This is a genomic window from Mycolicibacterium lacusdiani, assembly GCF_021916785.1.
Taxonomy (GTDB): domain Bacteria; phylum Actinomycetota; class Actinomycetes; order Mycobacteriales; family Mycobacteriaceae; genus Mycobacterium; species Mycobacterium lacusdiani.
This window is the reverse complement of sequence record NZ_JAKCFC010000003.1, coordinates 674,210-695,951: the sequence shown is the minus strand read 5'-3', so window position 1 is coordinate 695,951 and position 21,742 is coordinate 674,210. Positions and strand designations below refer to the sequence as shown.

Below are 21,742 nucleotides of genomic sequence, written 5' to 3'. Positions count from 1 at the left end.
GGACCTATCCTGATCAGCATGCGGAGGAGAACGCGGCGGCGCGACACGAATTCCCCGCCGAAGACGTGCGAGCACCTCGCCGGCATCACGGACCAACCCGATCCCGAACCGCTTTCCCCGGGCCGTTGCCAGGGTTGCGAGGAACTCGGCGAGACTACCTGGGCGCACCTGCGGATGTGTCTGACCTGCGGGCACGTCGGTTGCTGCGACTCCAGCCCGTACCGTCACGCCAGCGGGCACTTCCACGAGACGGAGCACCCGGTGATGCGCTCTGCCGAGCCGGGCGAGGACTGGCGGTGGTGCTATGCCGATTCGATGGTCGACACGGCCGCGCGCTGACGGTCTGGCAGGGTGGGCAGGCGATGAGTGAAACGACCGCGAGCCGTGCGGAAACGACCGTGATGCTGCTCGGCTCCAGCGTGCCGGGCCGCGACCTGGCGCTGGCCTTCGAGCGGCTCGGTGCCGCGGTGACGGAAATGGACCTCGCCTTGATCGGCGGTGCGCAGGAGGTCGGCGCGCGGATCGCGGCCGACCGGCCCGGCTACGTCGTCGCCGACTCCGCGGACGTTCCCGTCGACGTGCTGATCGCCGCCGCCGAACTCGACGGCGTCGACGTGTTCCCGACGCCTCGCAGCGCGCGGCTGTCCCTCGACCGGGAGGGCCTGCGCAAGCTCGCCGCCGACGAACTGGGCCTGCCCACCGTGCCGTTTTGGTTCGCCGGCTCGGCCGAGGAACTCGACGCCGTCGCGCAGCACGCGGGCTTCCCGCTGGTGGTGTCACCGGTCGCCGGAGAGAGTTCGGCGGGCCGCTCGGTGCTGACCCGGCCGCAGGACGTCGAGCCCGCCTGGCAGCGGGCCACCGCGGCCAGCCCGTCACCCCCGCGGGTGATCGCTGAGACCGTCGTCGAGATCGACGACGAGGTCACGCTGCTGACCGCGCGCAGCGTCGCGGCGTCCGGGCCGACGGTGCAGTTCAGCGAACCGATCGGCCACCGCCGCACCGACGGCGGGCCACTCGAGGCGTGGCAGCCGCACGAGATGTCACCCGCGGCGCTCGATGCCGCCCGGTCCATCGCCGCACGCATCGTGAACTCACTCGGCGGTCGCGGTCTGTTCGGCGTGGACCTGCTGGTACGTGGCGACGAGGTGTACTTCTCCCACGTGCGGCCCCGGCCGGAGGCGGTCGGGATGCTCACGCTGCGCTCGCAACGCCTTTCGCAGTTCGAACTGCACGCCAGGGCGATCCTCGGGTTGCCGCTCGACACCATCATGATCTCGCCCGCCGCGGCCGAGGTGCTCGACCGGCCCGCAGGCGGGCCGCTCGACGAGGCGCTGGCGGTGCAGGAGAGCGACGTGCGCGTGCGCGGCGGCCAGACCGTGGCCGTCGCGACGGCGCCGGACGTGGTCCGGGCACGCGATCGCGCGCACCGGGTCTCCAGCGTGCTGCAGGCGCCGTGACCGATCCCGCACCGACCGCCGGAGAGCCGGAACCCGAAGAGGATCGGCCCACCATCGCGCCGTTCCTCGGCGCGCTGGCGATCTTCAGCGCCATCGTGATCGCAATACTGGTGCTCGACGGAAACTCCGATGACGGGCCGACGCCAGAGCAGGACGTGGGGCGGGCCGCGGTCGCGCAGAACGACGCGCTGCAGCGCGCCGACTTCGCCGACTACCAGCGCTACACCTGCGCCCAACTCGACGGTGCGGAGTCCGACGTCCTTGCCCGGCAACGTGATTCGGTGGCCAAGCGGGGCGAGCGGTACGTCGACGACATCACCGAGGTGCGCATCGACGGTGACCGGGCGCGTGGGTTCGTGACCTACCACTTCGACAACGCCCCGGAGGAGACCGAGCGCGTCGAGGTGACGTTCGCGCGTGAGGCCGGGGCCTGGACGGTGTGTTCGCCGGGCCCCAGCTAGATATGGGAGACTCGCGACCGTGAGCTACGCGGGAGACATCACGCCGGAAGAGGCGTGGAAAGTGCTGGTCGAGAACCCCGACGCGGTGCTCGTCGACTGCCGCACCGAGGCCGAGTGGCGCTTCGTCGGAGTGCCCGACATCTCGTCGTTGCAGCGCGAGGTCGTCTACGTCGAGTGGAACCGCACCGACGGCAGCCACAACGACGGTTTCGTCGACGATCTGGTGGCCTCCGGTGTCACCCCCGGCGAACGTCCGGTGGTCTTCCTCTGCCGCTCGGGCAACCGATCGATCGGCGCTGCCGAACAGGCGACCGAGGCGGGCATCGCACCGGCCTACAACGTGCTCGACGGGTTCGAGGGCAATCTCGACTCCGAGGGCCACCGCGGGACGACCGGGTGGAAGGCCGTTGGCCTGCCGTGGAGGCAGTCGTGAGCCCCGACGAGAAGGATCCCGTGCCGTCGGTCCGCATCCCGAAACCACTGCCCGACGGCGTCAGCCAGGCCACCATCGGCGTCCGCGGCGGACTGCTCCGGTCCAACTTCGAGGAGACCTCCGAGGCGCTGTACCTGACGTCCGGGTACGTCTACGCCTCGGCGGGTGACGCCGAGAAGGCCTTCACCGGTGAGATCGACCGCTACGTCTACTCGCGCTACGGCAACCCCACCATCTCCATGTTCGAGGAGCGGCTACGGCTGATCGAGGGCGCGCCCGCGGCGTTCGCGACGGCGACCGGCATGGCCGCGGTCTTCACGGGCCTGGGTGCGCTGCTCGGCGCGGGCGACCGGCTGGTCGCGGCGCGCAGCCTGTTCGGCTCGTGCTTCGTGGTCTGCAACGAGATCCTGCCCCGCTGGGGTATCGAGACGGTGTTCGTCGACGGCGAGGACCTCGCCCAGTGGGAGGAAGCGCTGTCGGTCCCCACCCAGGCCGTGTTCTTCGAGACGCCCTCGAACCCCATGCAGTCGCTGGTCGACATCGAGGCGGTGTGCGAGCTGGCACACGCGGCCGGCGCAAAGGTGGTGCTGGACAACGTATTCGCTACCCCGCTGCTGCAGCAGGGCATCCCGCTCGGCGCCGACGTCGTCATCTACTCGGGCACCAAGCACATCGACGGCCAGGGCCGCGTGCTCGGCGGCGCGATCCTCGGCGAGAAGGAGTTCATCGACGGGCCGGTGCAGAAGTTGATGCGCCACACGGGCCCGGCGATCAGTGCGTTCAACGCCTGGACCCTGCTCAAGGGCCTCGAGACGCTCGCCGTCCGCGTCGACTACTCCAACCGGTCCGCACAGCGGGTGGCCGAGTTCCTCGAGGGTCACTCCGGCGTCAGCTGGGTGAAGTACCCGTTCCTGCCGTCGCACCCGCAGTACGAGCTGGCCAAGCGGCAGATGAGCGGCGGCGGCACGGTGGTCACGTTCGAGCTGGAGGGCGGTAGCAAGGAACGCGCGTTCGAGGTGCTCGACAAGCTGGAGCTGATCGACATCTCGAACAACCTCGGCGACGCCAAGACGCTGATCACCCACCCCGCCACCACGACCCACCGCGCGATGGGCCCGGAGGGGCGCGCGGCGATCGGCCTCGGGGACGGCGTGGTTCGCGTGTCGATCGGCCTCGAGGGCACCGAAGACCTGATCGCGGACCTGGACCGGGCGCTCGGCTAACCGTGTCCAAGTCGAGCGCGGCGAAGAAGGCACGGCGTAAGAAGCGGGTGTCGACGCGCAACTCCCGGTGGATGCCCGCCGAGGTGCACGCCGACCTTGAGGCCGTCACCGAGTTGGATGCGCTGTTGATCGAACGCGGCTGGGAGTTCGACGAGGAGTTCTCCAACGCCGAGGTCGTGTCGTGGTTCTACCCGCCGTCGGCGGCTGAAATGGCAGACGAGACGCGCGAATCCGTTACCCGCATGTGGCTGACGAACTCCGAGGAGCAGCACGTGTTGCTCGTGGGCACGGGCCCCGACGACCACGACTACGTGTACACGCACGACGAACTCGTCGAGTCTCTCGACGAACTCGAGGCCTATCGCGCAGGGGACCCGCTGCCCGCGAGCGGCTAGTCCTTCTCGACGACGCCCAGGGACGCCTGCGCCCGGTCCTCGTAGCTCTTGCGTGCGGCCTGGTCGTACTCGAGGAACACGTTGTCGAGCCCGAGCTTCTTGTTCATCCACCGGCGACCGCGCGGGCCGAGCATGGACGCCGCGGCAGCGGTGAACCGCAGCGGGGTCGGGACCGACACCATCGTCTTCGGCTTGTCGAGGGTCTTCACGATCGCGGCGGCGATGACCTCGGGCTCGACCGGCTTGGTGCCCGCGGTCTCCTTGGTGCCCGAGACCAACTGGGTGTTGGTGAACGGCGGCATGACGACCGACACCTCGACGCCGTGCGGGGCCATCTCGTCGGCCAGCGCCACGGAGAGTCCGACGACCGCGAACTTCGCGCCGACGTAGACCACCTGGCCGGGCACCGGGATCATGCCCGACAGCGAGGCGATGTTGATGACGTGGCCGCGGCGGCGCTTCACCATCTCGGGCAGGGCCAGTTGGCAGCCGGCGAGCACGCCGTAGAAGTTGACCTCGATCGAGGAGCGGATCGACTGCTCGCTCTGCTCGAGGAACGGGCCGATGGGCATCACGCCTGCATTGTTGATCAGCACGTCGATGTGCCCTGCGCCGTCGGTGCGGGCCTTGTCGAGGAAGACCTCGAACGACTCCCGGTCGGTGACGTCGAGCGGGTAGCCCGTCACCTGTCCGTAGCGGCCGAGTTCGGTGACGGCGCTCTCGAGCACCGCAACGTCGCGGTCGCCGATGACCACGCGTGCACCGCGTGCCAGCAATGCCTTCGCGGTGGCATGGCCGATGCCGCGGGCGGCGCCGGTGATCGCGATGGTCCTACCCCTGATGTTGTCCATGCGGCAAAACTTTACACCTGTCAACTTTTGGTTCCAAGTGCGTCCGCACCGTGCAGCGCGGAGCTGAGGGGTTTTGCTCGTGGTGACGCGATGTCGCGGGTTCGGAATGCCGCGGGCGGGTTCGCGTTGGACCCTGTCATGAGGCTAGAAACGGTGGTGATGAGCAATCCGACGTTCGTGCCGGTGAGTCAGGACGACCCGCTCGCAGAGCCACTGCTGGCCGAGCTGGCCTACGAGTACGCCACCCGGTACGGCAGCACCATCGAGCGCGTCGGGGACTGGCTGCGCGGTTACCCGGCGGCCGAGTTCGCGGCGCCGGATGGCGCGATGGTGATCGGACACGTCGACGGCGTCCCCGTCACCGGCGGCGCGTTCCGCCGCTTCGACGACCGGACCGCCGAACTCAAGCGCATCTGGACCAACAGCAGGCACCGCCGTAGGGGGCACGCACGTGCGCTGCTCGCCGTGCTGGAGGCCGACATCGCCGCCCGCGGGTACCGCCGCATCTACCTCACCACCGGCGACAAGCAGCCGGAGGCCGAGGCGCTGTACCTGGCGACGGGCTACCGCAGGCTGGCCGAACCCCTGGAGGCGCAGGGCGAGGGCTATCCGGTGGCGTTCCTCAAGGACCTCCCGGGCGTGGGACGGCAATGACGGTCCCGCTGTCGATCCTCGACCTGTCGCCGATCAGCGAGGGCAGCGACGCGGCGTCGGCGCTGCGCAACACCGTCGACCTCGCCCGCCATGCCGAGAGCTGGGGCTTCAAGCGCTACTGGGTGGCCGAGCACCACTTCGTCGCAGTGGCGAGTTCGTCGCCCGCGGTGCTGATCGGCCAGATCGCCGCGGCCACCGAGCGGATCCACGTCGGGGCGGCCGCGGTGCAGCTCGGCCACACCACCGCGGTCGCGGTGGTCGAGAGCTTCGGCACCCTCGACGCCTTCCACCCCGGTCGCATCGATCTCGGCGTCGGCAGGTCCGGTCAGCGCCGCCGCGAGGCACTCGCCGCGCGCCCGCCGAAGGCGCCTGCCGGCCCGGCGCAGTGGCGCGACGTCGACGGCGTGGTGGTGCCCGCGCCGTTCGACGTGAGCGCCCAGCTGCGCAACCCGACGCTGGTCGCTCGGATGGGGGCGTTGCAGCAGCCCAGGGCCGAGTCACCGGACTTCGCCACGCAGGTCGACGACATCCTCGCGATGCTCGACGGCGGCTACCTGGCCGACGGCATCGAGAGCCACGTGGTGCCGGGGGAGCGAGCGCCGTTGCGGCCGTGGGTCTTCGGTAGCAGCAAGGGGCAGAGCGCGGAGGTGGCCGGATCGCGGGGCCTTCCGTTCGTGGCGAGCTACCACATCACGCCCGCGACGGCGCTGGACGCCGTCGGCGCCTACCGCAACGCCTTCCGGCCGTCGCCGGCGCTGTCCGAGCCCTACGTCGTCGTCTCCGCGGACGTGGTGGTGGCCGACGACCACGACACCGCAGTGCACCTGGCGTCGTCGTACGGCCGCTGGGTGTATTCGATCCGCGCGGGCAGCGGCGCGGTGCCCTACCCGAGCCCCGACCGGTGCGATCCGCTCACCCCCGAACAGGTCGAGTTCGTGAAGGACCGCACCGCAACGCAATTCGTCGGCGACCCCGACGAGGTGGCCCACCGACTGGAGGCGCTGCAGCGCGTGACCGCGGCCGACGAGCTGGTCGTCACGTCGGTCACCCATCGGCACGCCGACCGCCTCCGCTCCCACGAGCTGCTCGCCAAGCGCTGGGGCCTCCACTAGGGGTCCCCCCCTTCCGCGAGCGTGCGTGTCTGCGGGCGACACGCGGGGTAAAAACCCGAGTTCGCGCACGCTCGCGGTGGGGGCATCTGCCATCCAAAACTCCTGCGTCACAACGGCTTCACCAGCATCATTCTGGTCCGGACTTGTCGGACCCTCGCACTAGTGTTCGATGCATGGCGCCCAGTCTGGTCGACGCGGCAGCAGCATTGCGCGCCGCGGTGGCCGACCTGATCGCCGCCGACACCGACACCGCGACCGTCGCTGAGGTGGTGGCCGCCATGGACGACGTCGAATCGGTGCGCCGTCTGCTGCCGGTGGCCGAACACCGCATCCTCAACCGCCTCGCCGCAGACACCAATCCGCTGGACTACGGCGCCACCACGGTGAGCAAGCTGCTGGCGTTCCGACTGCGAATCAGCACTGGCGAAGCCAGCCGACGCCTCGCCGAGGCCAAGGACCTCGGCCCCCGCCGCACCCTGATCGGGCAACCACTCGACCCGGTGCTGGCCCAGACCGCCGCAGCCCAGATCGACGGAGCGATCAACGCCGAACACGTCAAGATCATCCGCGGCTTCTTCGCCACGCTGCCCGACCACATCGACCCCCACACCCGCCAGGCCGCCGAAGCCGACCTGGTCCGGGTCGCTCGCGAACACGGCCCCGAAGGACTCCGAAAGGCCGTGACACTACTGCTGGCCTTGTTGCATCCCGACGGGACCTTCAGCGACGAGGAACGCCACCGCCGCCGCGGCATCGTCATCGGCAAGCAGCAGGCCGACGGCATGAGCCCCGTCACCGGCTACCTCACCCCGGAAGCGCGCGGCACGTTCGAGGCCCTATTGGCGAAGATGGCGGCGCCGGGGATGTGCAACCCCGACGACGTGGCACCCGTCGTCGACGGTGACCCCGAACCCGAACGCGCCGAACGCGACACCCGCACCCCCGCCCAACGCACCCACGACGCCCTGCTGGCGATGGGCCGGATGGTGTTGTGCTCGGGCAAGCTGGGGCAGCTCAACGGCCTTCCCGTCACCGTCATCGTCTCCAACACCCTGCAGGACTTGGAATCGGCCGCCGGTCGCCCCGCGGTCACCGCGGGTGGCAGCCTGTTGCCGATGCCGGATCTGATCCGGATGGCGTCGCACGCGCATCACTACCTGGCGGTGTTCGACGGCCACACCGGCCAGGCGCTGCACCTGGGCCGGACCCGGCGGTGCGCCAACCCCGCGCAACGGATCGTGCTGCATGCCCGCGACCGTGGCTGCACCCGACCCGGCTGCACCGTCGACGGCTACCGCTCCCAAGTGCACCACGCGGTCGCGGACTGGAAGGACGACGGCCAGACCGACGTCGACGACCTGTCCTTCGCCTGCGGGCCCGACAACCGAATGATTGAGACCACCGCCTGGAGGACCCGCAAACGCACCGACGGCACGACCGAATGGATCCCACCACCGCAACTCGACACCGGCCAAGCCCGCGTCAACGACCTCCACCACCCCGAACGACTCCTACGCCAAGCCGATGAAGACGACGACGACGACCCCGTCTAGCGCCTAACCTTGGTTGGTGTGCTGACGCAACTCGCGGTGGGGTGGCTGCTCCTGCTTGCCGCCGTGCTGGCGTTCGTCGGCGGATTCGTGGTCCGCACCCTGATCGGCAGGCACCGCGAACGTTCGGGGATCCGGAAGGTCGTCGGAGCGCTGAGGGGCAACGTCGTCGGGCGGGTGTTGTTCGGCCCGGTCGCCGAGGACGCGCTCGACGACGAGGAACTCGACCAGATGATCCTCGTGCCCGCGATCACCGTGTCGTGCGGCCTGTGCCTCACGTCGATCTTCCTGCTCGGCTACGCGGTGCTCACCTAGTCGCGCAGCATGCCGACCACGGCCAGCGCGTCATTTCTCGCGTCGACCCCGGCATCGCCGATCACGTCCGCCAACCGACGCCGCAGTAGGGCCTGCGCGTCGGGTTCCAGGGTCAGCACGTTCGAGTACGTCGTGACGAGGTCCACCCAGTCCGCGGTGGCGTAGTGCAGCTCCTCGACGAACTGCCGCCGCTCGGCGGTGAAGCCCGCGCCTGCGAGTAGTGGCCCGATCCGGTCGGCATCCTCGACGCCGACGGACGGCCGCCGCCAATCGTCGAGCACGCCCGCATACGCCGCGTCGAACTCCTCGCGGCTGGGACGCACCGACGCGATGCGGTTCCACAGCATGGCGACCCGGCCACCCGGCCGCAGCAGCGTCGCGATCTTGGTCAGCGCCGAAGTCGGCTCGACCCAGTGGAACGATTGCGCGAACACCACGAGGTCGAACGTCCGCCCGGCCGCATCCCAGGACTCGAACGGCGACACCTCGACGTCGATGCCCTTGTCGGCAGCGAGCCGCGCCATCTGCGAATCCGGTTCGACGGCAAGGACTTCGGCGCCGGCTTCGAGCAGCTGACGGGATGCGATGCCCGTGCCCGCACCCACGTCGAGCACCCGCGTACCACGCCCGTCGACCAGACCGGCGATCATCGCCTCGGGGTAGCGGGGCCGATGGCTGTCGTACCGCTGCGCCGCGGCGCCGAACGACCCTGCGCGACGGGTGTCGCGGTGCAGTGGCGCCTGGTCGGTCATCGGGCGGTCAGAGCGCGGCGGCGCGCTCGGCCGCCTCCCGGATCGGCCCGCGCCACACCGGTCCGTGGCCCGGCAGCACCACGTCGGTGTCGAGCATGCCAAGCGCACCCAGGCTGCGCTCGCAACTGTCCTGATCGTGGTTGAACAGACCTGGGAGCAGTTGCGGTCCCTGAAGCTTCGAGACCGGATGCCCCGTGACGAGTGCGTCGCCGCTGACGAGGACGCCGTCCACGACGTACGAGCAGTGCCCACCGGTGTGACCGGGCGTGGGAATGGCCATCGGCTTGCCGGGCAGGGCAGCGGCCACCTCCTCGGTCAGTGCGTGAGCGGTGGGGATGCCCGCGCGTCGCAGCGCACCCTTGAACCCGATGGTCACCGACCACTTCAGGTACCGCGGCCGCCAGAGTTTCCCGATCAGATCCCCGATGGACACCTGCTCGAGGTACTCGCGGTGCGCGTGACCCACCTCGGCGGAGTGACAGAACACCGGAGTGCCATGGGTTTTCGCGAACCAGATCGCCGACCCGAAGTGGTCGACGTGCGCGTGGGTCAGCAGGAACGCATGGATGTCGTCGATCCCGTAGCCCAGCTGGCGGACCGAGTCGATGACTTCGTCGCGCTGGCCGGGGAAACCGGCATCGATGACGAGTACACCGCTGTCGTCGGTAACGAGGGTCCAATTCACCAGCTCGGTCTGCGCGAAGTGCACGGAGTCGGTGATGGCCGTGAGAGCCGCCATGCGGCGAGTGTAACGAGACGGGTGGAATATCCCGCCGACGTCAGGAGTAGAAAAGAAGCGTGGCTGAACTCAAATTGGGATACAAGGCATCAGCAGAGCAGTTCGCCCCGCGCGAACTCGTGGAACTGGCCGTGGAGGCCGAGGCGCACGGCATGGACAGCGCCACGGTCAGCGACCACTTTCAGCCCTGGCGGCACGAAGGCGGACACGCTCCGTTCTCGCTGGCCTGGATGACGGCCGTCGGCGAGCGGACCAAGCGACTGACCCTCGGCACCTCGGTGCTGACCCCGACCTTCCGCTACAACCCGGCGGTGATCGCGCAGGCGTTCGCGACCATGGGCTGCCTGTACCCGGACCGGATCTTCCTCGGCGTCGGCACCGGTGAGTCGCTCAACGAGATCGCCACCGGCTTCGAGGGCGAGTGGCCGGAGTTCAAGGAGCGCTACGCGCGGCTGCGCGAGTCGGTGCGGCTGATGCGCGAGCTGTGGCTCGGCGACCGCGTCGACTTCGAGGGCGAGTACTACAAGACCAAGGGCGCCTCGATCTACGACGTGCCCGAGGGCGGCATCCCGATCTACATCGCCGCCGGCGGCCCGCAGGTGGCCAAGTACGCCGGTCGTGCGGGCGACGGCTTCATCTGCACCTCCGGCAAGGGTGAGGAGCTGTACAAGGACAAGCTCATCCCGGCGGTCAAGGAGGGCGAGGAGGCCGCGGGCAAGGCGCCCGACGCGATCGACCGGATGATCGAGATCAAGATCTCCTACGACACCGATCCCGAGCTGGCGCTGGAGAACACCCGGTTCTGGGCTCCGCTGTCACTGACCGCGGAGCAGAAGACCAACATCCACGATCCGCTCGAGATGGAGAAGGCCGCCGACGAGCTGCCCATCGAGCAGGTGGCCAAGCGCTGGATCGTCGCCTCCGATCCCGACGAGGCCGTCGAGAAGGTCAAGGACTACGTGGACTGGGGCCTCAACCACCTCGTGTTCCACGCGCCCGGCCACGACCAGCGCCGCTTCCTCGAGCTGTTCCAGCGCGACCTGGAGCCGCGCCTGCGCAAGCTCGGCTAGCCGACGGGAGCCGTTGGGCGACCGGTGATGCGGTAGACCCGGAAGCGTTCGTCGCCGGTGGCGCCGTAGACCGAGTGCACCAGGGTGCCGAGGCCTGCCCCGTCATTCCACAGGCTGGGGTAGCGCACGTTGAGTGCGTCGGCGTCGCTGATCACGGGGTTGCTCGAGACGATGTAGCGCACGCCGAAGTCCCACGGCCGGTTCATCACCGGGTTGAAGTCGTAGTCGCTGGTGATGACGAACTGCTTCGGGTTGTTCGACGACAGCCAGATGCCCCAGGTGTTGAACGTGTCCATGAGCACCGAGCCCTCGGGCAGGTGCCTGCGGTCGAAGTAGTCGGCCAGCGAACGGTCGTTGACCATCAGCCTGCGGAACCACTGTTCGGTCGGCGGGTAGCGCTGCGGATCGGCTAGCGACTTGAGCCCGAACTGCAACTGCTGGTTGCCGATTCGTTCGTCGGACATCGCCCGCACGGTGACCGGGATGCCGATCAGCAGCGATGCGGCCAGCAGTGCGGCGCCCAAGCGGCTGACCAGGTCGCCGGCTCGCCAGTGGGCGGGTTCGTCGTCGTGCGGCGTCCAGCACGCCAGCGCGATGCAGACGACGAGCGGTATCGCCAGCAGGTAGAACCGGAACCAGCCGAACGTCGTCGACGAGTACTGGCTCCACGCCGCGAAGGCCAGCACCGGGCCCATGGTCGCGATCGGTACCAGGATGGCGACGTTGCGCCGCAACGCCGCCACGACGACCGCGCCCGCCACCGCGACGCCGAGGAACGGTTGCATGCCGAGCAGCCGGGCGCCGATGACCACCCAGTCGTCGGACGCCGCCTGGCCCAAAGGCCCACCGCGTTCGGCCGCTCCCGCCACCTGGCTGCCGTTGCCGTACTGCGACGACAGCGTCGCGAACAGTTCACCCGACACCACCCACCCGGTGACCGCCCAGATCGTGAAGGCGCACGCGAGAGGGAACATGACGATGACCACGCACAGGATCGCCGAGTCGATCCGCCTGGGCGATCGCGTACGCCGGAACGCGATCACGGCCACCAGGGCGGCGGCACCCACCGCGGCGGGCACCACCTCGTACCGGGCGAGGTAGCCGAGGCCGAGAGCGATTCCCGCCCAGGCCAGGTCGCCGACGCGGTCGTGGCGGATCCACTGCATCAGGTGGCGGACGCACCACAGCAGGAAGAACGTCTCGGCGGCTTCGCTCATACCGGACGCGCCGTAGACGACGATCATTGGCTGCAGTGCGAAGCAGGCGACTGCCAGCCAACGCCACGCAGCGCCCACGGCACGGTCGAGCGCGATCCGGCGGACCATCAGCGCCGCGCCCGCCATGAACAGCGCGCTCTGTACGACCGATGCCAGCCCGTGGGTCTTCAGCTCGGGCCACCATCGGCTGAATTGCAGCACCGGGATCTCGACCATGCTGGGCAGGGGATTCCAGACGAACCCGATCGCGGACAGGTGCGGCTGCCGGCTGAACACCACGTAGCCGGCGTTGGCCACCCGCGACGTCGCGTCGGGGTCGAACATGTTGTAGCGCAACACCAGAACGGTGCCGATCGTGAAGTACAGCGCGCTGAGACCGACGAACAGTGCCACGCCGCCACCGCGTCGCGACGACCGGGGCCCTTCGGCGACGTCACTCGTCGCCGGCGGGGTCGGCGCGACCGCGGTGACCGTCACGAGGTCACCGCCTGACACGGCGGCGACGCACCACGAGCACTGCTGCGACGCCGATCACGGCGGTCACGCCCAGCGACAGACTGAGCCAGGCCCACCACTTCCAGCCGTCGCCGGGGTACTCGTTCATCAGCCCGCCGCCCTCGCGCACGGTCAGGTTGACCGCCTGGGCCGCCGGGCCGGTCGCGACGACGTCCCCGGTCAGCGACGCCCACCGGTTGGGGAGGCCGCGGACGTAGTCGAAGCTGCGGTCCACCAGCGACCAGTCCCCGGTCCCCGAGATCGCCAGGACCGTGCGGCCGTTCTGGGTGAACGCCTGAACGACCCCGAGTGCGCCGTTGACGTCGATGTCGGTGGCGAGGCTTCCGTTCACGCCCGCGGAGGTCGACGTGCCCGGCAGCAGTGGCGGCTTCATGCCGGCCTCGGCCAGCTCGTCGCCGCCGGTGACCACGAGCAGCCCGGTGCCGGAGGCAGCCCCGTCGGCGAAGGTGGTGATCTGGGGCCGCAGCGTGATCCCGGTCTGCTGACCCATCAGGTTGATGGCCTGCCCGGCGAAGCGGATCCGGTCGGGGCTGTCGATCGCGACGCCGAAGTCGGGCGTGAACGCCATTGGCAGCACGGGGAATCCGCCCCGATTGCGGGTGCCCGGCGTCACGGTGACCGTCGATGACGGATCGAGCGCGAACGTGATGCGGTCGTTCATCGGTGCGCACTCCTGGCGGGGCACGTACCGGATCTCCAGCGCCATGCCGACGTTGGAGCTGATCGATTCGGCGGGGATGTCGCCGGTCACGTCGAGCCTGCCGGACTCGTCGAGGCGGTGGGTGGCCAACACCGTCGAGCCCGAGCGGATCAGCACCGACGCCTCGCCGCCGACGACAGGGGTGTAGGTCGCCTTGACGTGCACCTCGGCGTTGGTGATGGGCCCGACGCCGAACACGCTGGCGTCGAATCCGGCGTACATCGTGGTGGTGCCCTGGGCCGACGTCTGTCCGGTCATGCCGAGTTGCGCGAAGGTCTTGATGTTCGTGGACTGCGCGTGGGCCTGCTGCGTGTCGAGCACCGTCGCGGTGGCGGTCTGGGCGAGCGCCATGCGCCTGTCGGCGAACATGTCGACCTGACGGACCAGTTGGTCACCCGTGCCGGTGATGGCCAGGACGGCCGACGGCGTGCCGGGGTTCTCGACCACCATGCCTGCCCTGCCCCCGTCGCGGATGTCGATCACCCTGCGGGAGAACGTCACCGGCGGTGGCGGACCGTCGAACGTCGCGATGTCGATGCGGACCGGCATCGGCCGGTACAGGTGCGTGAGTTCGGCGACGAGGTCGAGGGCGGCCTGCTGTTGACTCGTCGTAGGCGTGGATCCGACCCGCACGACGACCTGGTCGAGGTAACCGGGGAGGAAGTCGGCCACCGTCACCGGATCGGGCGTGGGTCCGGAGTAGGAGGTGGCGAGCTGGTTCAGCGTCACCGCAGGCGGTTGCGAACAGCTCGTGATCGACGGATTCGAGTCGCGCAGCACGAACCTCAGGGTCGCGCGGCCCTCGGTGACCTGAGCCGCCGACAGGTCGACGCTGAACGGCACCGTGGCGAGGTCGGCGGGAACGACGACGCTGCCCAGCACGACGCCGCGGCCGTCGAGGACGTCCACGCGGCCGTTGCTGACGTTGACCACCGATCCGATCTGACCCACCAGCACGGTCGGGCCGACACCGGCGGGCACCGGAACCGACGTCTCCACCGGCTGATTCGAGCCGATGAGGTCCAGCCGGTCGGACAGGCCGAGCTGGGTCCAGGTGATCGGTGGCGTCACGCCGGGCCCTGTGGGCTCCGACGGCTCGGACACGGCGGCGGCGTACGGTTCGGCTGCTGCGACGGGCCCGTTGAAGGCCTGCGCGGCAACTGCACCGACGACGAGCGGGACCGCCAGCGCCTTGAGGAGAAGGGGTTTCATTCGATGACCTCCGTTGGTCTGGGTGAAGCGGTGGTGGGATGGTCGAGCCCGTGCACGGTCTTCTCCCAGAAGAACGGCCGGAACAGCAACTGGTAGAGCGCCTTGACCGCGGCGATCGACTGGAGGATCCAGTACAGCGGCGCCAGCAGCGCGGCCCACCACAGGTAGGGCTTGCCGAGTGCCTGGGTCACCACCAGGCCGGTGAAGATCGACAGTGGCGCCCCGATCAGGAAGAGCGCCAGGCAGACGTAGTAGGTGACCGGCGGGAACAGCGAGCCGATGAAGTCGGGCCGCCCGAGCACCCACACCAGCATGCTGAACCAGAAGACGAGGTTGAACGCGCTCGTCAGCGGGACGCCGCCAGTCATGTTGATCATCCGCAGCGTTGCCTTGACGCCGATCTCGCGGCGCAGCAGCGCCGGGTTGCGCAGGTGTACCAGCATCGTCTGCAGATAGCCCTTGTACCAACGGGATCGCTGGCGGATCCAGTTCACGACGTCGGAGTTGGCTTCTTCGAGCGTGATCGAGTCCAGGATGAGCGTGCGGTATCCGTGCCTGGCCAGTCGCACGCCGAGGTCGGCGTCCTCGGTGACGTTGAACTCGTCCCAGCCGCCGATGGCCCGCCACACCGCGGTCGGCATGTGGTTGGACGTGCCGCCCAGGGGGACCACGCACCGCGATTCCTCGACGGCGGGCAGCACGACGCCGAACCACTGGTCGTATTCGAGTGAGAACCAGCGGGTGAGCAGGTTCTGCGTCTCGTTGAAGTAGCCGAGTCGCGCTTGCAGACAACCGATTTCGGACGGGACGCGCCGAAAGCCGGCGACGGCGCGGCGCAGCTGCAGCGGGTCGGGTACGTCCTCGGCGTCGTAGATCGTGACGAATTCGCCGCGAAGGTCGGGTAGCGACATCCCGTAGTTGCACGCCTTCGGCTTGGTCTTGGGCATGCTGTGCGGGACGAGGACGATGCGGGTGGATCGAAGATCGGCGCCCAGTAGCGCTGTCTGGGTGGCGATGTCGTCCTCTTCGACCAGCAGCAGGATCTCGAGCTTGTCGACGGGGTAGTCGAGCCGACCCACGCCGTTGATGAGGTTGGTGACGATAGTCGGCTCGTCGTAGACGGGCAAAAGTACGGTGTAGACGGGCAGTTCGGCGTCGGGCAGGGCGAGCGCCTCCTCGGCGTCGACCCGGATCAGCGCCGACGATTGGAGCCCGCGCAGGAGCAGGTAGTTGCGGTCGATCGTCGAGGCGAGGTACAGCGACGCCATCAGTCCGGCGAGCAGTGGCGGGACCACGTGCGGCCAGACGACGGCGGCAAGTAGTACGCCGATCGCGACGGCGCCGAACCGGAGCAACGAGGCCGGCCCCAGGATGCTGCGCGCCGAGAGGTGTGCGGACAGTTGGTCAGTCACCGGCGGGCGCTTCCGCGGCAACGTCGGCGGGCGGCGCCAACAGGCTCATCACCTGGGTGGCACGTTGGCTGACGCGGGGATCGACGGTGCCGGCGGCGTTGGGCTGTTGGCGGGCGACCCACAGTGCCGGGCGCACGGCGGTATCGAGCAGTGACAGGGGTTGCGGTGCAGGCGGCGTCCGATCGCCGCCGATGGTCTGGCTCACCACGACCGTGACGCGTTGGCTGAGCGCTCCGGCGTGCCACGTCCACGTGACCGCGTACCAGTCGTGGCCCGCACCGTCGGTCGCGGCGTCGGCGTTGGTTTTGATCACGCGGGCGCCGAGCGGCACGGACGGGCCGGTGATGGGGCGGTAGTCCAGTGGACGGCTGGTCGGGTACCAGACCGCGTCGGCGAAGTCGTCGAGTGCCGCCGGGTCGGACGTCGTCATCACGTCCACCGCCGCTGCGGGCGCGACGGCGCTGCCGGGAAGGTCGTAGCGCACGAGGGTCGACTGCGGACCGAGGAAGTCGGTGATGAACGGGAACGACGTCGGTGTGGTCAGGTCGGCACGGTCGGCCCAGTTGGCGTCGACCGTCGGCATCACGGCGGGCCGCACGGCGACGGGCGTGGTGGCCAGCAGTGCCACCGCCGTTGCCCCGAGTATCGCCAGCGAAGTCAGCGACCTATGTGGCAGTGAACGGCGAGCGAGCGGTGCGTCGTCGGTGGGCGCCCCAACCACCCGGGCCAGGAGGACCGTTGCCGCGACGGGGACGAGCCCACCGGTCACCAGCACCGTCGGCAGCAGGCCGAGGCGGTCGCCGACCGCGACCACGATGCCTCCGGCGACCGCGAGGGAGCCGAGCGCGACGCAGGACCGGATTCCCGCCGGCGCCGACCGGCCGGCCAGGAACACCGCGAGCGCACCCATGGCCGCGGTCACCACGCCGTAGGCGATGTCCGACCCGCCCAGGCCTGCCGTTGCCAACATGAAGGGAAGTGGTGTCGCGAAGCAGATGGCGAAGACCCAGAGTGCCCACATCCGAACGGTGTGGCGCACGCCGAACATCACCGCCACCGCGCAGGCGAGCCAGACGACGATCGCGAGCAGGTGCAGTCGCCACAGGCCGGCCAACGACTCCGCTCTGCCGCTGAGCAGGTGGATGACGGTCATTCCGGTGACCCCGAGCAGGGTGGCGATGATCCAGTCGGACTCCGAGTCGCTGACCCCGCGGGGCGCCTCGCGGTACCCGGTGGCGATCATCGCCAGCAGCAGGGGGACCACGACCAGATGGGTGGCGCGGGAGCCGGCGATGGCGTCGGCGAGGACGTGCTGGTAGCTGGCGGAGTAGGCGACGGCGCTCAACGCGACGACCGCGACGACGCGCTGCCACCCGTGGAGGGCGACGTGCGTCGCGACGGTTGCCGCCGGGGTTTCGACCGTAGGAACGGTCGATGCGGGTGCGTGCCCCGAGATGACGGCGCCGTCGGCGTGTGGCATGGATACCCCCGGAATGTGGATGCGTCGTCAATCGACCTGGATGCCCACTGGTCGACCGCCGAGGCAACCCGGCAGATATTGACGCTGACAGAAAAATACTAGGACAGGTGATTTCAGCAAACTGCATGGATGTTACTGTGATCTTGCTCACAAGAGGTTTGAGTCGAGCAAGTCAGGGATGCGACGGCGTCGGTGGCCAACCGTCGGAAGCCGCGATCGCGGCCCCAGTACGGCCGCCCATGACATCCCGGCGTAGCCCGGTCGCCAATGGCCGCGTCACCGAGCCATCCCGAGGCGGGCGAGCACGGAACCAGCTAAATACTGACTCAGGCAACGAGATTCGCTGCGTCCATCACTCGAGTCGCCGCACGATGACGGCCCGCCGGCGGGCCCGTTCTACCGCCCGCGTCGAGACCCGCTCACCAATCGCCCGACCGGACCCGCGACCGTCGCACTCTGCGCCCGAATACGCCGTCGAGGGGCCCGCGGCGAAACGGTCAGAGCGCGGTTCTGCACGTGCTCGCTGTGCTCGTCGAGGTCCAGCGAAGATTTCGCACTGGTGAGGCGACGCCGAGGGGAAGGGGTGTGGCCGGAATGGACGGGATACGGAAGGCTGGTGGGCGTGGCACAGGCTATGCAGAGCGCCGGCAATCCATCCAGCACATCCATCTACGTAGCGGCCCCCGAAGGCGACACCGGCAAGTCGACCGTCGCACTGGGAATCCTGCACCGGCTCGCGGCCACCGTCGCCAAGGTCGGGGTGTTCCGCCCCATCACCCGGATTGACAGAGGGCAGGAGCGAAGCGACCGGGGAGATCGGCACCAGGAGCGCGACTACATCCTCGAGCTACTGCTCGCCCACACCACCGCTGGGCTGAGCTACGAGGAGTGCGTCGGCGTCGGCTACGCGGAGCTGCACGAGGACCCCGATACCGCACTGGGTGACATCGTCGACCGCTACCACCAGGTTGCCGAGCGGTGCGATGCAGTCCTAATCGTCGGCAGTGACTACACCGACGTGGCCTCGCCGAGTGAGCTCAGCGTCAACGCCCGCATCGCGGTGAACCTCGGCGCGCCGATCGTGCTCGCCGTGCGTGCGGCCGACCGCACCCCCGCCGACGTCGCGCACGTCGTCGAACTGTGCCTGGCCGAGATCGCCGGACAGCATGCCCACACCGCCGCCGTCGTGGCCAACCGCGCCAACCCCGACGAACTCGACGCCGTCGCAACGGCGCTGAAGGGCTTCGAGGCCGACGGCCTCAAGTGCTACGTGCTGCCGGAGGATCCGCTGCTGATCGCCCCATCGGTGCGCGAGCTGTGCGCGGCGGTCGACGGCACACTGGTCAGTGGCGACGTCGACCTGCTCAACCGCGAGGCGCTGGGCGTCCTGGTCGCAGGCATGACGGCCGAGCACGTCGTCGAGCGGCTCACCGAGGGCATGGCGGTCATAACCCCCGGTGACCGGTCCGACGTGGTGCTCGCGGTCACCAGCGCGCATGCTGCCGAGGGGTTTCCGTCCCTGTCGACCATCATCCTCAACGGGGGACTGGCGCTGCACCCCGCGATCGCCGCGCTCGTCGGGGGCCTGCGGCTACGGCTGCCGATCGTGGCGACCGATCTCGGCACCTACGACACCGCACGTGCGGTGTCCCATGCCAGAGGCCGCGTCACCGCGGACTCCCAGCGCAAGGTCGACACGGCGATCCAGCTGATGGAGACCCACGTCGACACCGCCGATCTCATCGCGCAGCTGTCGATCGTCGTGCCGTCGGTGGTGACGCCGCAGATGTTCACCTACCGACTGCTCGACCGCGCCCGCGCCGACCGCAAGCGCATCGTGCTGCCCGAGGGCGACGACGACCGCATCCTGAAGGCCGCGGGCCGGCTGCTCAAGCGCGCCGTCGCGGACCTGACGATCCTCGGGGACGAGCCGTCGGTGCGTGCCAGGGCCGCCGAACTCGGCGTCGACCTCGCGGACGCGACGGTGCTCGACCCGCGGACCAGTGAGCTGTGCGATCAGTTCGCCGAGCAGTACTCCGAACTGCGCAAGCACAAGGGCGTCACCGTCGAACAGGCGCGGGAAGTCATCCATGACGTCTCGTACTTCGGCACCATGCTGGTGCACAACGACATGGTCGACGGGATGGTGTCCGGCGCCCGGCACACCACGGCGCACACCGTGCGGCCGGCGTTCGAGATCATCAAGACGCTGCCGGACGTCTCCACGGTCTCGAGCATCTTCCTCATGTGCCTCGCCGACGAGGTGCTGGCCTATGGCGACTGCGCCATCGTGCCCGACCCGACCGCGGAGCAGCTGGCGGACATCGCGATCTCCTCGGCCCGCACGGCCGCGCAGTTCGACATCGAACCGCGCGTCGCGATGCTGTCCTACTCGACCGGGACGTCCGGAACCGGCGCCGACGTCGAGAAGGTCCGGGAGGCAACCGAACTGGTGCGCCAACGCGAACCGGATCTCCTGGTCGAAGGGCCCATCCAGTACGACGCGGCGGTCGAGCCGTCGGTGGCGGCCACCAAGATGCCGGACTCCAAGGTGGCCGGACGTGCGACCGTGCTGATCTTCCCGGACCTCAACACGGGCAACAACACCTACAAGGCCGTGCAGCGCAGCGCTGGCGCCATCGCGATCGGGCCGGTGCTGCAGGGTCTCAAGAAGCCGGTCAACGACCTGTCCCGCGGGGCGCTGGTCGAGGACATCGTCAACACCGTCGCCATCACGGCGATACAGGCCCAGGGCATCGTCCGCGAGGAGTCGACCACCGCATGACCACAGTCCTCGTCCTCAACTGCGGCTCCTCCTCGCTCAAGTACGCCGTCGTCGAACCCGACTCGGGCAGGCAGCTCGCCGACGGGATCGTCGAGCGGATCGGCGACGACGGCGGCGTGCCCGACCACGAGGCCGCGCTGCGCACCGCGTTCGACGAGCTGGCTCGGGCCGGCCACCACCTCGAGACGCTCGGGCTGCTGGCCGTCGGCCACCGGGTCGTGCACGGCGGGCCCGACCTGTACCAGCCGACCGTCGTCGACGACGGCATGATCGAGACGCTCAAGAAGCTCTCACCGCTTGCGCCGCTGCACAATCCGCCCGCCATCGTCGGCATCGAGGTGGCACGCGAACTGCTGCCCGATCTGCCGCACGTCGCGGTGTTCGACACGGCGTTCTTCCACGACCTGCCGGACTCCGCGTCGGCGTACGCGATCGACCGGGACGTTGCGGCCCAGTGGCACATCCGCCGCTACGGCTTCCACGGCACCTCGCACCAGTTCGTCAGCGAGCAGGCCGCCGCGTTCCTCGGAACGCCGTTGACGTCGCTCAACCAGATCGTGCTGCACCTCGGCAACGGCGCATCCGCCTCGGCCATCGCCGGCGGCAGGCCGATCGACACGTCGATGGGGCTCACCCCGATGGAGGGCCTGGTGATGGGGACGCGCTCCGGCGACGTCGATCCCGGTGTGCTGGTGTACCTCTGGCGTACGGCCGGGATGAGCATGGAGGACATCGAGACCATGCTCAACAAGCGCTCGGGCGTGCGGGGGCTGGGCGGCCAGATCGACTTCCGCGAACTGCACCGGATGATCGACGCCGGCGACGACGACGCACGCCGGGCCTACGACGTGTACGTCCACCGGCTGCGCAAGTACACCGGTGCGTACATGGCGCTGCTCGGCAACACCGACGTCATCACGTTCACCGCCGGGGTCGGGGAGAACGACGCGCTGGTCCGCCGGGATGCGCTGAGCGGGCTTGCGCCGCTCGGCATCGAACTCGACGAGCACCTCAACGACAGCCCCGCCCGTGGCGCCCGGCGGATCTCGTTCGAGACGTCACCGATCACGGTGCTCGTCATCCCCACCGACGAAGAACTCGCGATCGCCAGGGCGTGTGCCGAGGTGGCCGGCTAGTCGCGTACCCAGACCGCGACGAAGTTCACGGGGATGCCGGTGCGCGCGGCGATGCACTCGCGAGCGGCAGCCTCGGCATCGGCGCGGTGATCGACGTGCAGGACGGCGTCGATCTCGGGAATCTCGACGGCCCACAGGAAACCGTCGCGGGTGACGTCGACCTCGAACAGCTGACCCGCCATGGGGCGCAGTGGGCGACGGCGGAGCTGGGAACGTACTGGGCGAGTGCGGTGAGCGACGGTCGCGCGCATGAGTGCTTCCTCGATGAAGGA

21 protein-coding genes are annotated in these 21,742 nt (G+C 69.3%); 13 read left to right on the top strand and 8 right to left on the bottom strand.

Translation table 11 applies throughout. The features are described from left to right. The first annotated feature begins 18 nt into the window (after window positions 1–18). The 6 genes from LOK44_RS13090 to LOK44_RS13065 are packed head-to-tail and all read left to right on the top strand — an operon-like array spanning window position 19 to window position 3,969. Window positions 19–339, top strand: a complete 321-nt coding sequence (locus LOK44_RS13090; RefSeq protein ID WP_237570391.1) for a UBP-type zinc finger domain-containing protein — start codon at window positions 19–21, stop codon at window positions 337–339. A gap of 23 nt (window positions 340–362) precedes the next feature. Then, a complete protein-coding gene (locus LOK44_RS13085; protein WP_237570389.1) occupies window positions 363–1,457 on the top strand; it encodes an ATP-grasp domain-containing protein in 1,095 nt (364 codons plus the stop codon). Then, on the top strand, window positions 1,454–1,918 hold the full coding sequence (locus LOK44_RS13080; RefSeq protein ID WP_372481234.1) for an Rv0361 family membrane protein: 465 nt from the start codon (window positions 1,454–1,456) through the stop codon (window positions 1,916–1,918). The genes LOK44_RS13085 and LOK44_RS13080 overlap by 4 nt, the downstream gene beginning before the upstream one ends. A 19-nt stretch (window positions 1,919–1,937) precedes the next feature. Then, window positions 1,938–2,351, top strand: a complete 414-nt coding sequence (locus tag LOK44_RS13075; protein WP_237570387.1) for a rhodanese-like domain-containing protein — start codon at window positions 1,938–1,940, stop codon at window positions 2,349–2,351. Beyond that, on the top strand, window positions 2,348–3,574 hold the full coding sequence (locus LOK44_RS13070; RefSeq protein ID WP_237570385.1) for an O-succinylhomoserine sulfhydrylase: 1,227 nt from the start codon (window positions 2,348–2,350) through the stop codon (window positions 3,572–3,574). The genes LOK44_RS13075 and LOK44_RS13070 overlap by 4 nt, the downstream gene beginning before the upstream one ends. A 2-nt stretch (window positions 3,575–3,576) precedes the next feature. Next, window positions 3,577–3,969, top strand: coding sequence for a hypothetical protein (locus LOK44_RS13065; protein WP_237570383.1), 393 nt, complete (start codon window positions 3,577–3,579; stop codon window positions 3,967–3,969). Here the strand turns inward: LOK44_RS13065 and LOK44_RS13060 are convergent. Further along, window positions 3,966–4,820: an SDR family oxidoreductase gene (locus LOK44_RS13060; RefSeq protein WP_237570382.1), complete on the bottom strand. Its 855-nt coding sequence runs from the start codon at window positions 4,818–4,820 to the stop codon at window positions 3,966–3,968. The genes LOK44_RS13065 and LOK44_RS13060 overlap by 4 nt on opposite strands. A gap of 138 nt (window positions 4,821–4,958) precedes the next feature. On the opposite strand from LOK44_RS13060, the gene LOK44_RS13055 reads away from it, so the two are divergent. The 4 genes from LOK44_RS13055 (at window position 4,959) to LOK44_RS13040 (ending at window position 8,451) form a co-directional block, all read left to right on the top strand. After that, window positions 4,959–5,474 carry a GNAT family N-acetyltransferase gene (locus tag LOK44_RS13055; RefSeq protein ID WP_237570380.1) on the top strand — a complete coding sequence of 172 codons (516 nt, stop codon included), beginning with the start codon at window positions 4,959–4,961 and terminating at the stop codon, window positions 5,472–5,474. Continuing rightward, entirely contained in the window at window positions 5,471–6,586 is a 1,116-nt protein-coding gene (locus LOK44_RS13050; RefSeq protein WP_237570379.1) for an LLM class flavin-dependent oxidoreductase, read from the top strand. The genes LOK44_RS13055 and LOK44_RS13050 overlap by 4 nt, the downstream gene beginning before the upstream one ends. A gap of 173 nt (window positions 6,587–6,759) precedes the next feature. After that, window positions 6,760–8,139: an HNH endonuclease signature motif containing protein gene (locus LOK44_RS13045; protein ID WP_237570377.1), complete on the top strand. Its 1,380-nt coding sequence runs from the start codon at window positions 6,760–6,762 to the stop codon at window positions 8,137–8,139. An 18-nt stretch (window positions 8,140–8,157) separates the two neighbouring features. Continuing rightward, complete coding sequence (locus LOK44_RS13040) at window positions 8,158–8,451, top strand: hypothetical protein (protein ID WP_308192738.1); 294 nt, start codon at window positions 8,158–8,160, stop codon at window positions 8,449–8,451. On the opposite strand, the gene LOK44_RS13035 is transcribed toward LOK44_RS13040, so the two are convergent. Both LOK44_RS13035 and LOK44_RS13030 read right to left on the bottom strand, forming a co-directional pair. Continuing rightward, window positions 8,448–9,203: a class I SAM-dependent methyltransferase gene (locus LOK44_RS13035; RefSeq protein ID WP_237570376.1), complete on the bottom strand. Its 756-nt coding sequence runs from the start codon at window positions 9,201–9,203 to the stop codon at window positions 8,448–8,450. The two genes, LOK44_RS13040 and LOK44_RS13035, sit on opposite strands and share 4 nt — an antisense overlap. A gap of 7 nt (window positions 9,204–9,210) precedes the next feature. Further along, the gene (locus tag LOK44_RS13030; protein WP_237570373.1) at window positions 9,211–9,942 is read right to left on the bottom strand and encodes an MBL fold metallo-hydrolase; all 732 of its coding nucleotides are present in this window, start codon (window positions 9,940–9,942) and stop codon (window positions 9,211–9,213) included. 59 nt (window positions 9,943–10,001) lie between these two features. Between LOK44_RS13030 and fgd the strand changes: the two genes are divergently transcribed. After that, window positions 10,002–11,012: a glucose-6-phosphate dehydrogenase (coenzyme-F420) gene (fgd, locus tag LOK44_RS13025; RefSeq protein WP_237570371.1), complete on the top strand. Its 1,011-nt coding sequence runs from the start codon at window positions 10,002–10,004 to the stop codon at window positions 11,010–11,012. Here fgd and LOK44_RS13020 read toward each other — a convergent pair. From LOK44_RS13020 to LOK44_RS13005, 4 genes are read right to left on the bottom strand one after another with little or no spacing between them, the layout of a single operon-like run. Further along, window positions 11,009–12,706 carry an ArnT family glycosyltransferase gene (locus LOK44_RS13020; protein WP_237570370.1) on the bottom strand — a complete coding sequence of 566 codons (1,698 nt, stop codon included), beginning with the start codon at window positions 12,704–12,706 and terminating at the stop codon, window positions 11,009–11,011. The two genes, fgd and LOK44_RS13020, sit on opposite strands and share 4 nt — an antisense overlap. 4 nt (window positions 12,707–12,710) lie before the next feature. Continuing rightward, complete coding sequence (locus LOK44_RS13015) at window positions 12,711–14,657, bottom strand: hypothetical protein (protein ID WP_237570368.1); 1,947 nt, start codon at window positions 14,655–14,657, stop codon at window positions 12,711–12,713. After that, window positions 14,654–16,069 carry a glycosyltransferase family 2 protein gene (locus tag LOK44_RS13010; RefSeq protein ID WP_372481233.1) on the bottom strand — a complete coding sequence of 472 codons (1,416 nt, stop codon included), beginning with the start codon at window positions 16,067–16,069 and terminating at the stop codon, window positions 14,654–14,656. The genes LOK44_RS13015 and LOK44_RS13010 overlap by 4 nt, the downstream gene beginning before the upstream one ends. Continuing rightward, window positions 16,062–17,549 (bottom strand): hypothetical protein, encoded by a 1,488-nt coding sequence (locus LOK44_RS13005; protein WP_237570367.1) that lies wholly within the window; start codon window positions 17,547–17,549, stop codon window positions 16,062–16,064. The genes LOK44_RS13010 and LOK44_RS13005 overlap by 8 nt, the downstream gene beginning before the upstream one ends. A 634-nt stretch (window positions 17,550–18,183) precedes the next feature. Between LOK44_RS13005 and pta the strand changes: the two genes are divergently transcribed. Together pta and LOK44_RS12995 are read left to right on the top strand one after the other, a co-directional pair. Then, window positions 18,184–20,334, top strand: coding sequence for a phosphate acetyltransferase (pta, locus tag LOK44_RS13000; RefSeq protein ID WP_237570618.1), 2,151 nt, complete (start codon window positions 18,184–18,186; stop codon window positions 20,332–20,334). Then, entirely contained in the window at window positions 20,331–21,470 is a 1,140-nt protein-coding gene (locus LOK44_RS12995) for an acetate kinase (protein ID WP_237570365.1), read from the top strand. The genes pta and LOK44_RS12995 overlap by 4 nt, the downstream gene beginning before the upstream one ends. Here LOK44_RS12995 and LOK44_RS12990 read toward each other — a convergent pair. Beyond that, complete coding sequence (locus LOK44_RS12990; protein WP_163919356.1) at window positions 21,467–21,652, bottom strand: long chain fatty acid-CoA synthetase Faa4p; 186 nt, start codon at window positions 21,650–21,652, stop codon at window positions 21,467–21,469. The genes LOK44_RS12995 and LOK44_RS12990 overlap by 4 nt on opposite strands. Between the last annotated feature and the right edge of the window lie 90 nt (window positions 21,653–21,742).

Bases quoted from the DNA above. Each gene is read 5' to 3' on its own strand.
- LOK44_RS13085 (WP_237570389.1), top strand. From the start codon at position 363: ATGAGTGAAACGACCGCGAGCCGTGCGGAAACGACCGTGATGCTGCTC.
- LOK44_RS13045 (WP_237570377.1), top strand. From the start codon at position 6,760: ATGGCGCCCAGTCTGGTCGACGCGGCAGCAGCATTGCGCGCCGCGGTG.
- LOK44_RS13090 (WP_237570391.1), top strand. From the start codon at position 19: ATGCGGAGGAGAACGCGGCGGCGCGACACGAATTCCCCGCCGAAGACG.
- LOK44_RS13035 (WP_237570376.1), bottom strand. From the start codon at position 9,203: ATGACCGACCAGGCGCCACTGCACCGCGACACCCGTCGCGCAGGGTCG.
- pta (WP_237570618.1), top strand. From the start codon at position 18,184: ATGCAGAGCGCCGGCAATCCATCCAGCACATCCATCTACGTAGCGGCC.
- LOK44_RS13015 (WP_237570368.1), bottom strand. From the start codon at position 14,657: ATGAAACCCCTTCTCCTCAAGGCGCTGGCGGTCCCGCTCGTCGTCGGT.
- LOK44_RS13030 (WP_237570373.1), bottom strand. From the start codon at position 9,942: ATGGCGGCTCTCACGGCCATCACCGACTCCGTGCACTTCGCGCAGACC.
- LOK44_RS13050 (WP_237570379.1), top strand. From the start codon at position 5,471: ATGACGGTCCCGCTGTCGATCCTCGACCTGTCGCCGATCAGCGAGGGC.
- LOK44_RS12990 (WP_163919356.1), bottom strand. From the start codon at position 21,652: ATGGCGGGTCAGCTGTTCGAGGTCGACGTCACCCGCGACGGTTTCCTG.
- LOK44_RS13005 (WP_237570367.1), bottom strand. From the start codon at position 17,549: ATGCCACACGCCGACGGCGCCGTCATCTCGGGGCACGCACCCGCATCG.
- LOK44_RS12995 (WP_237570365.1), top strand. From the start codon at position 20,331: ATGACCACAGTCCTCGTCCTCAACTGCGGCTCCTCCTCGCTCAAGTAC.
- LOK44_RS13060 (WP_237570382.1), bottom strand. From the start codon at position 4,820: ATGGACAACATCAGGGGTAGGACCATCGCGATCACCGGCGCCGCCCGC.
- LOK44_RS13055 (WP_237570380.1), top strand. From the start codon at position 4,959: ATGAGGCTAGAAACGGTGGTGATGAGCAATCCGACGTTCGTGCCGGTG.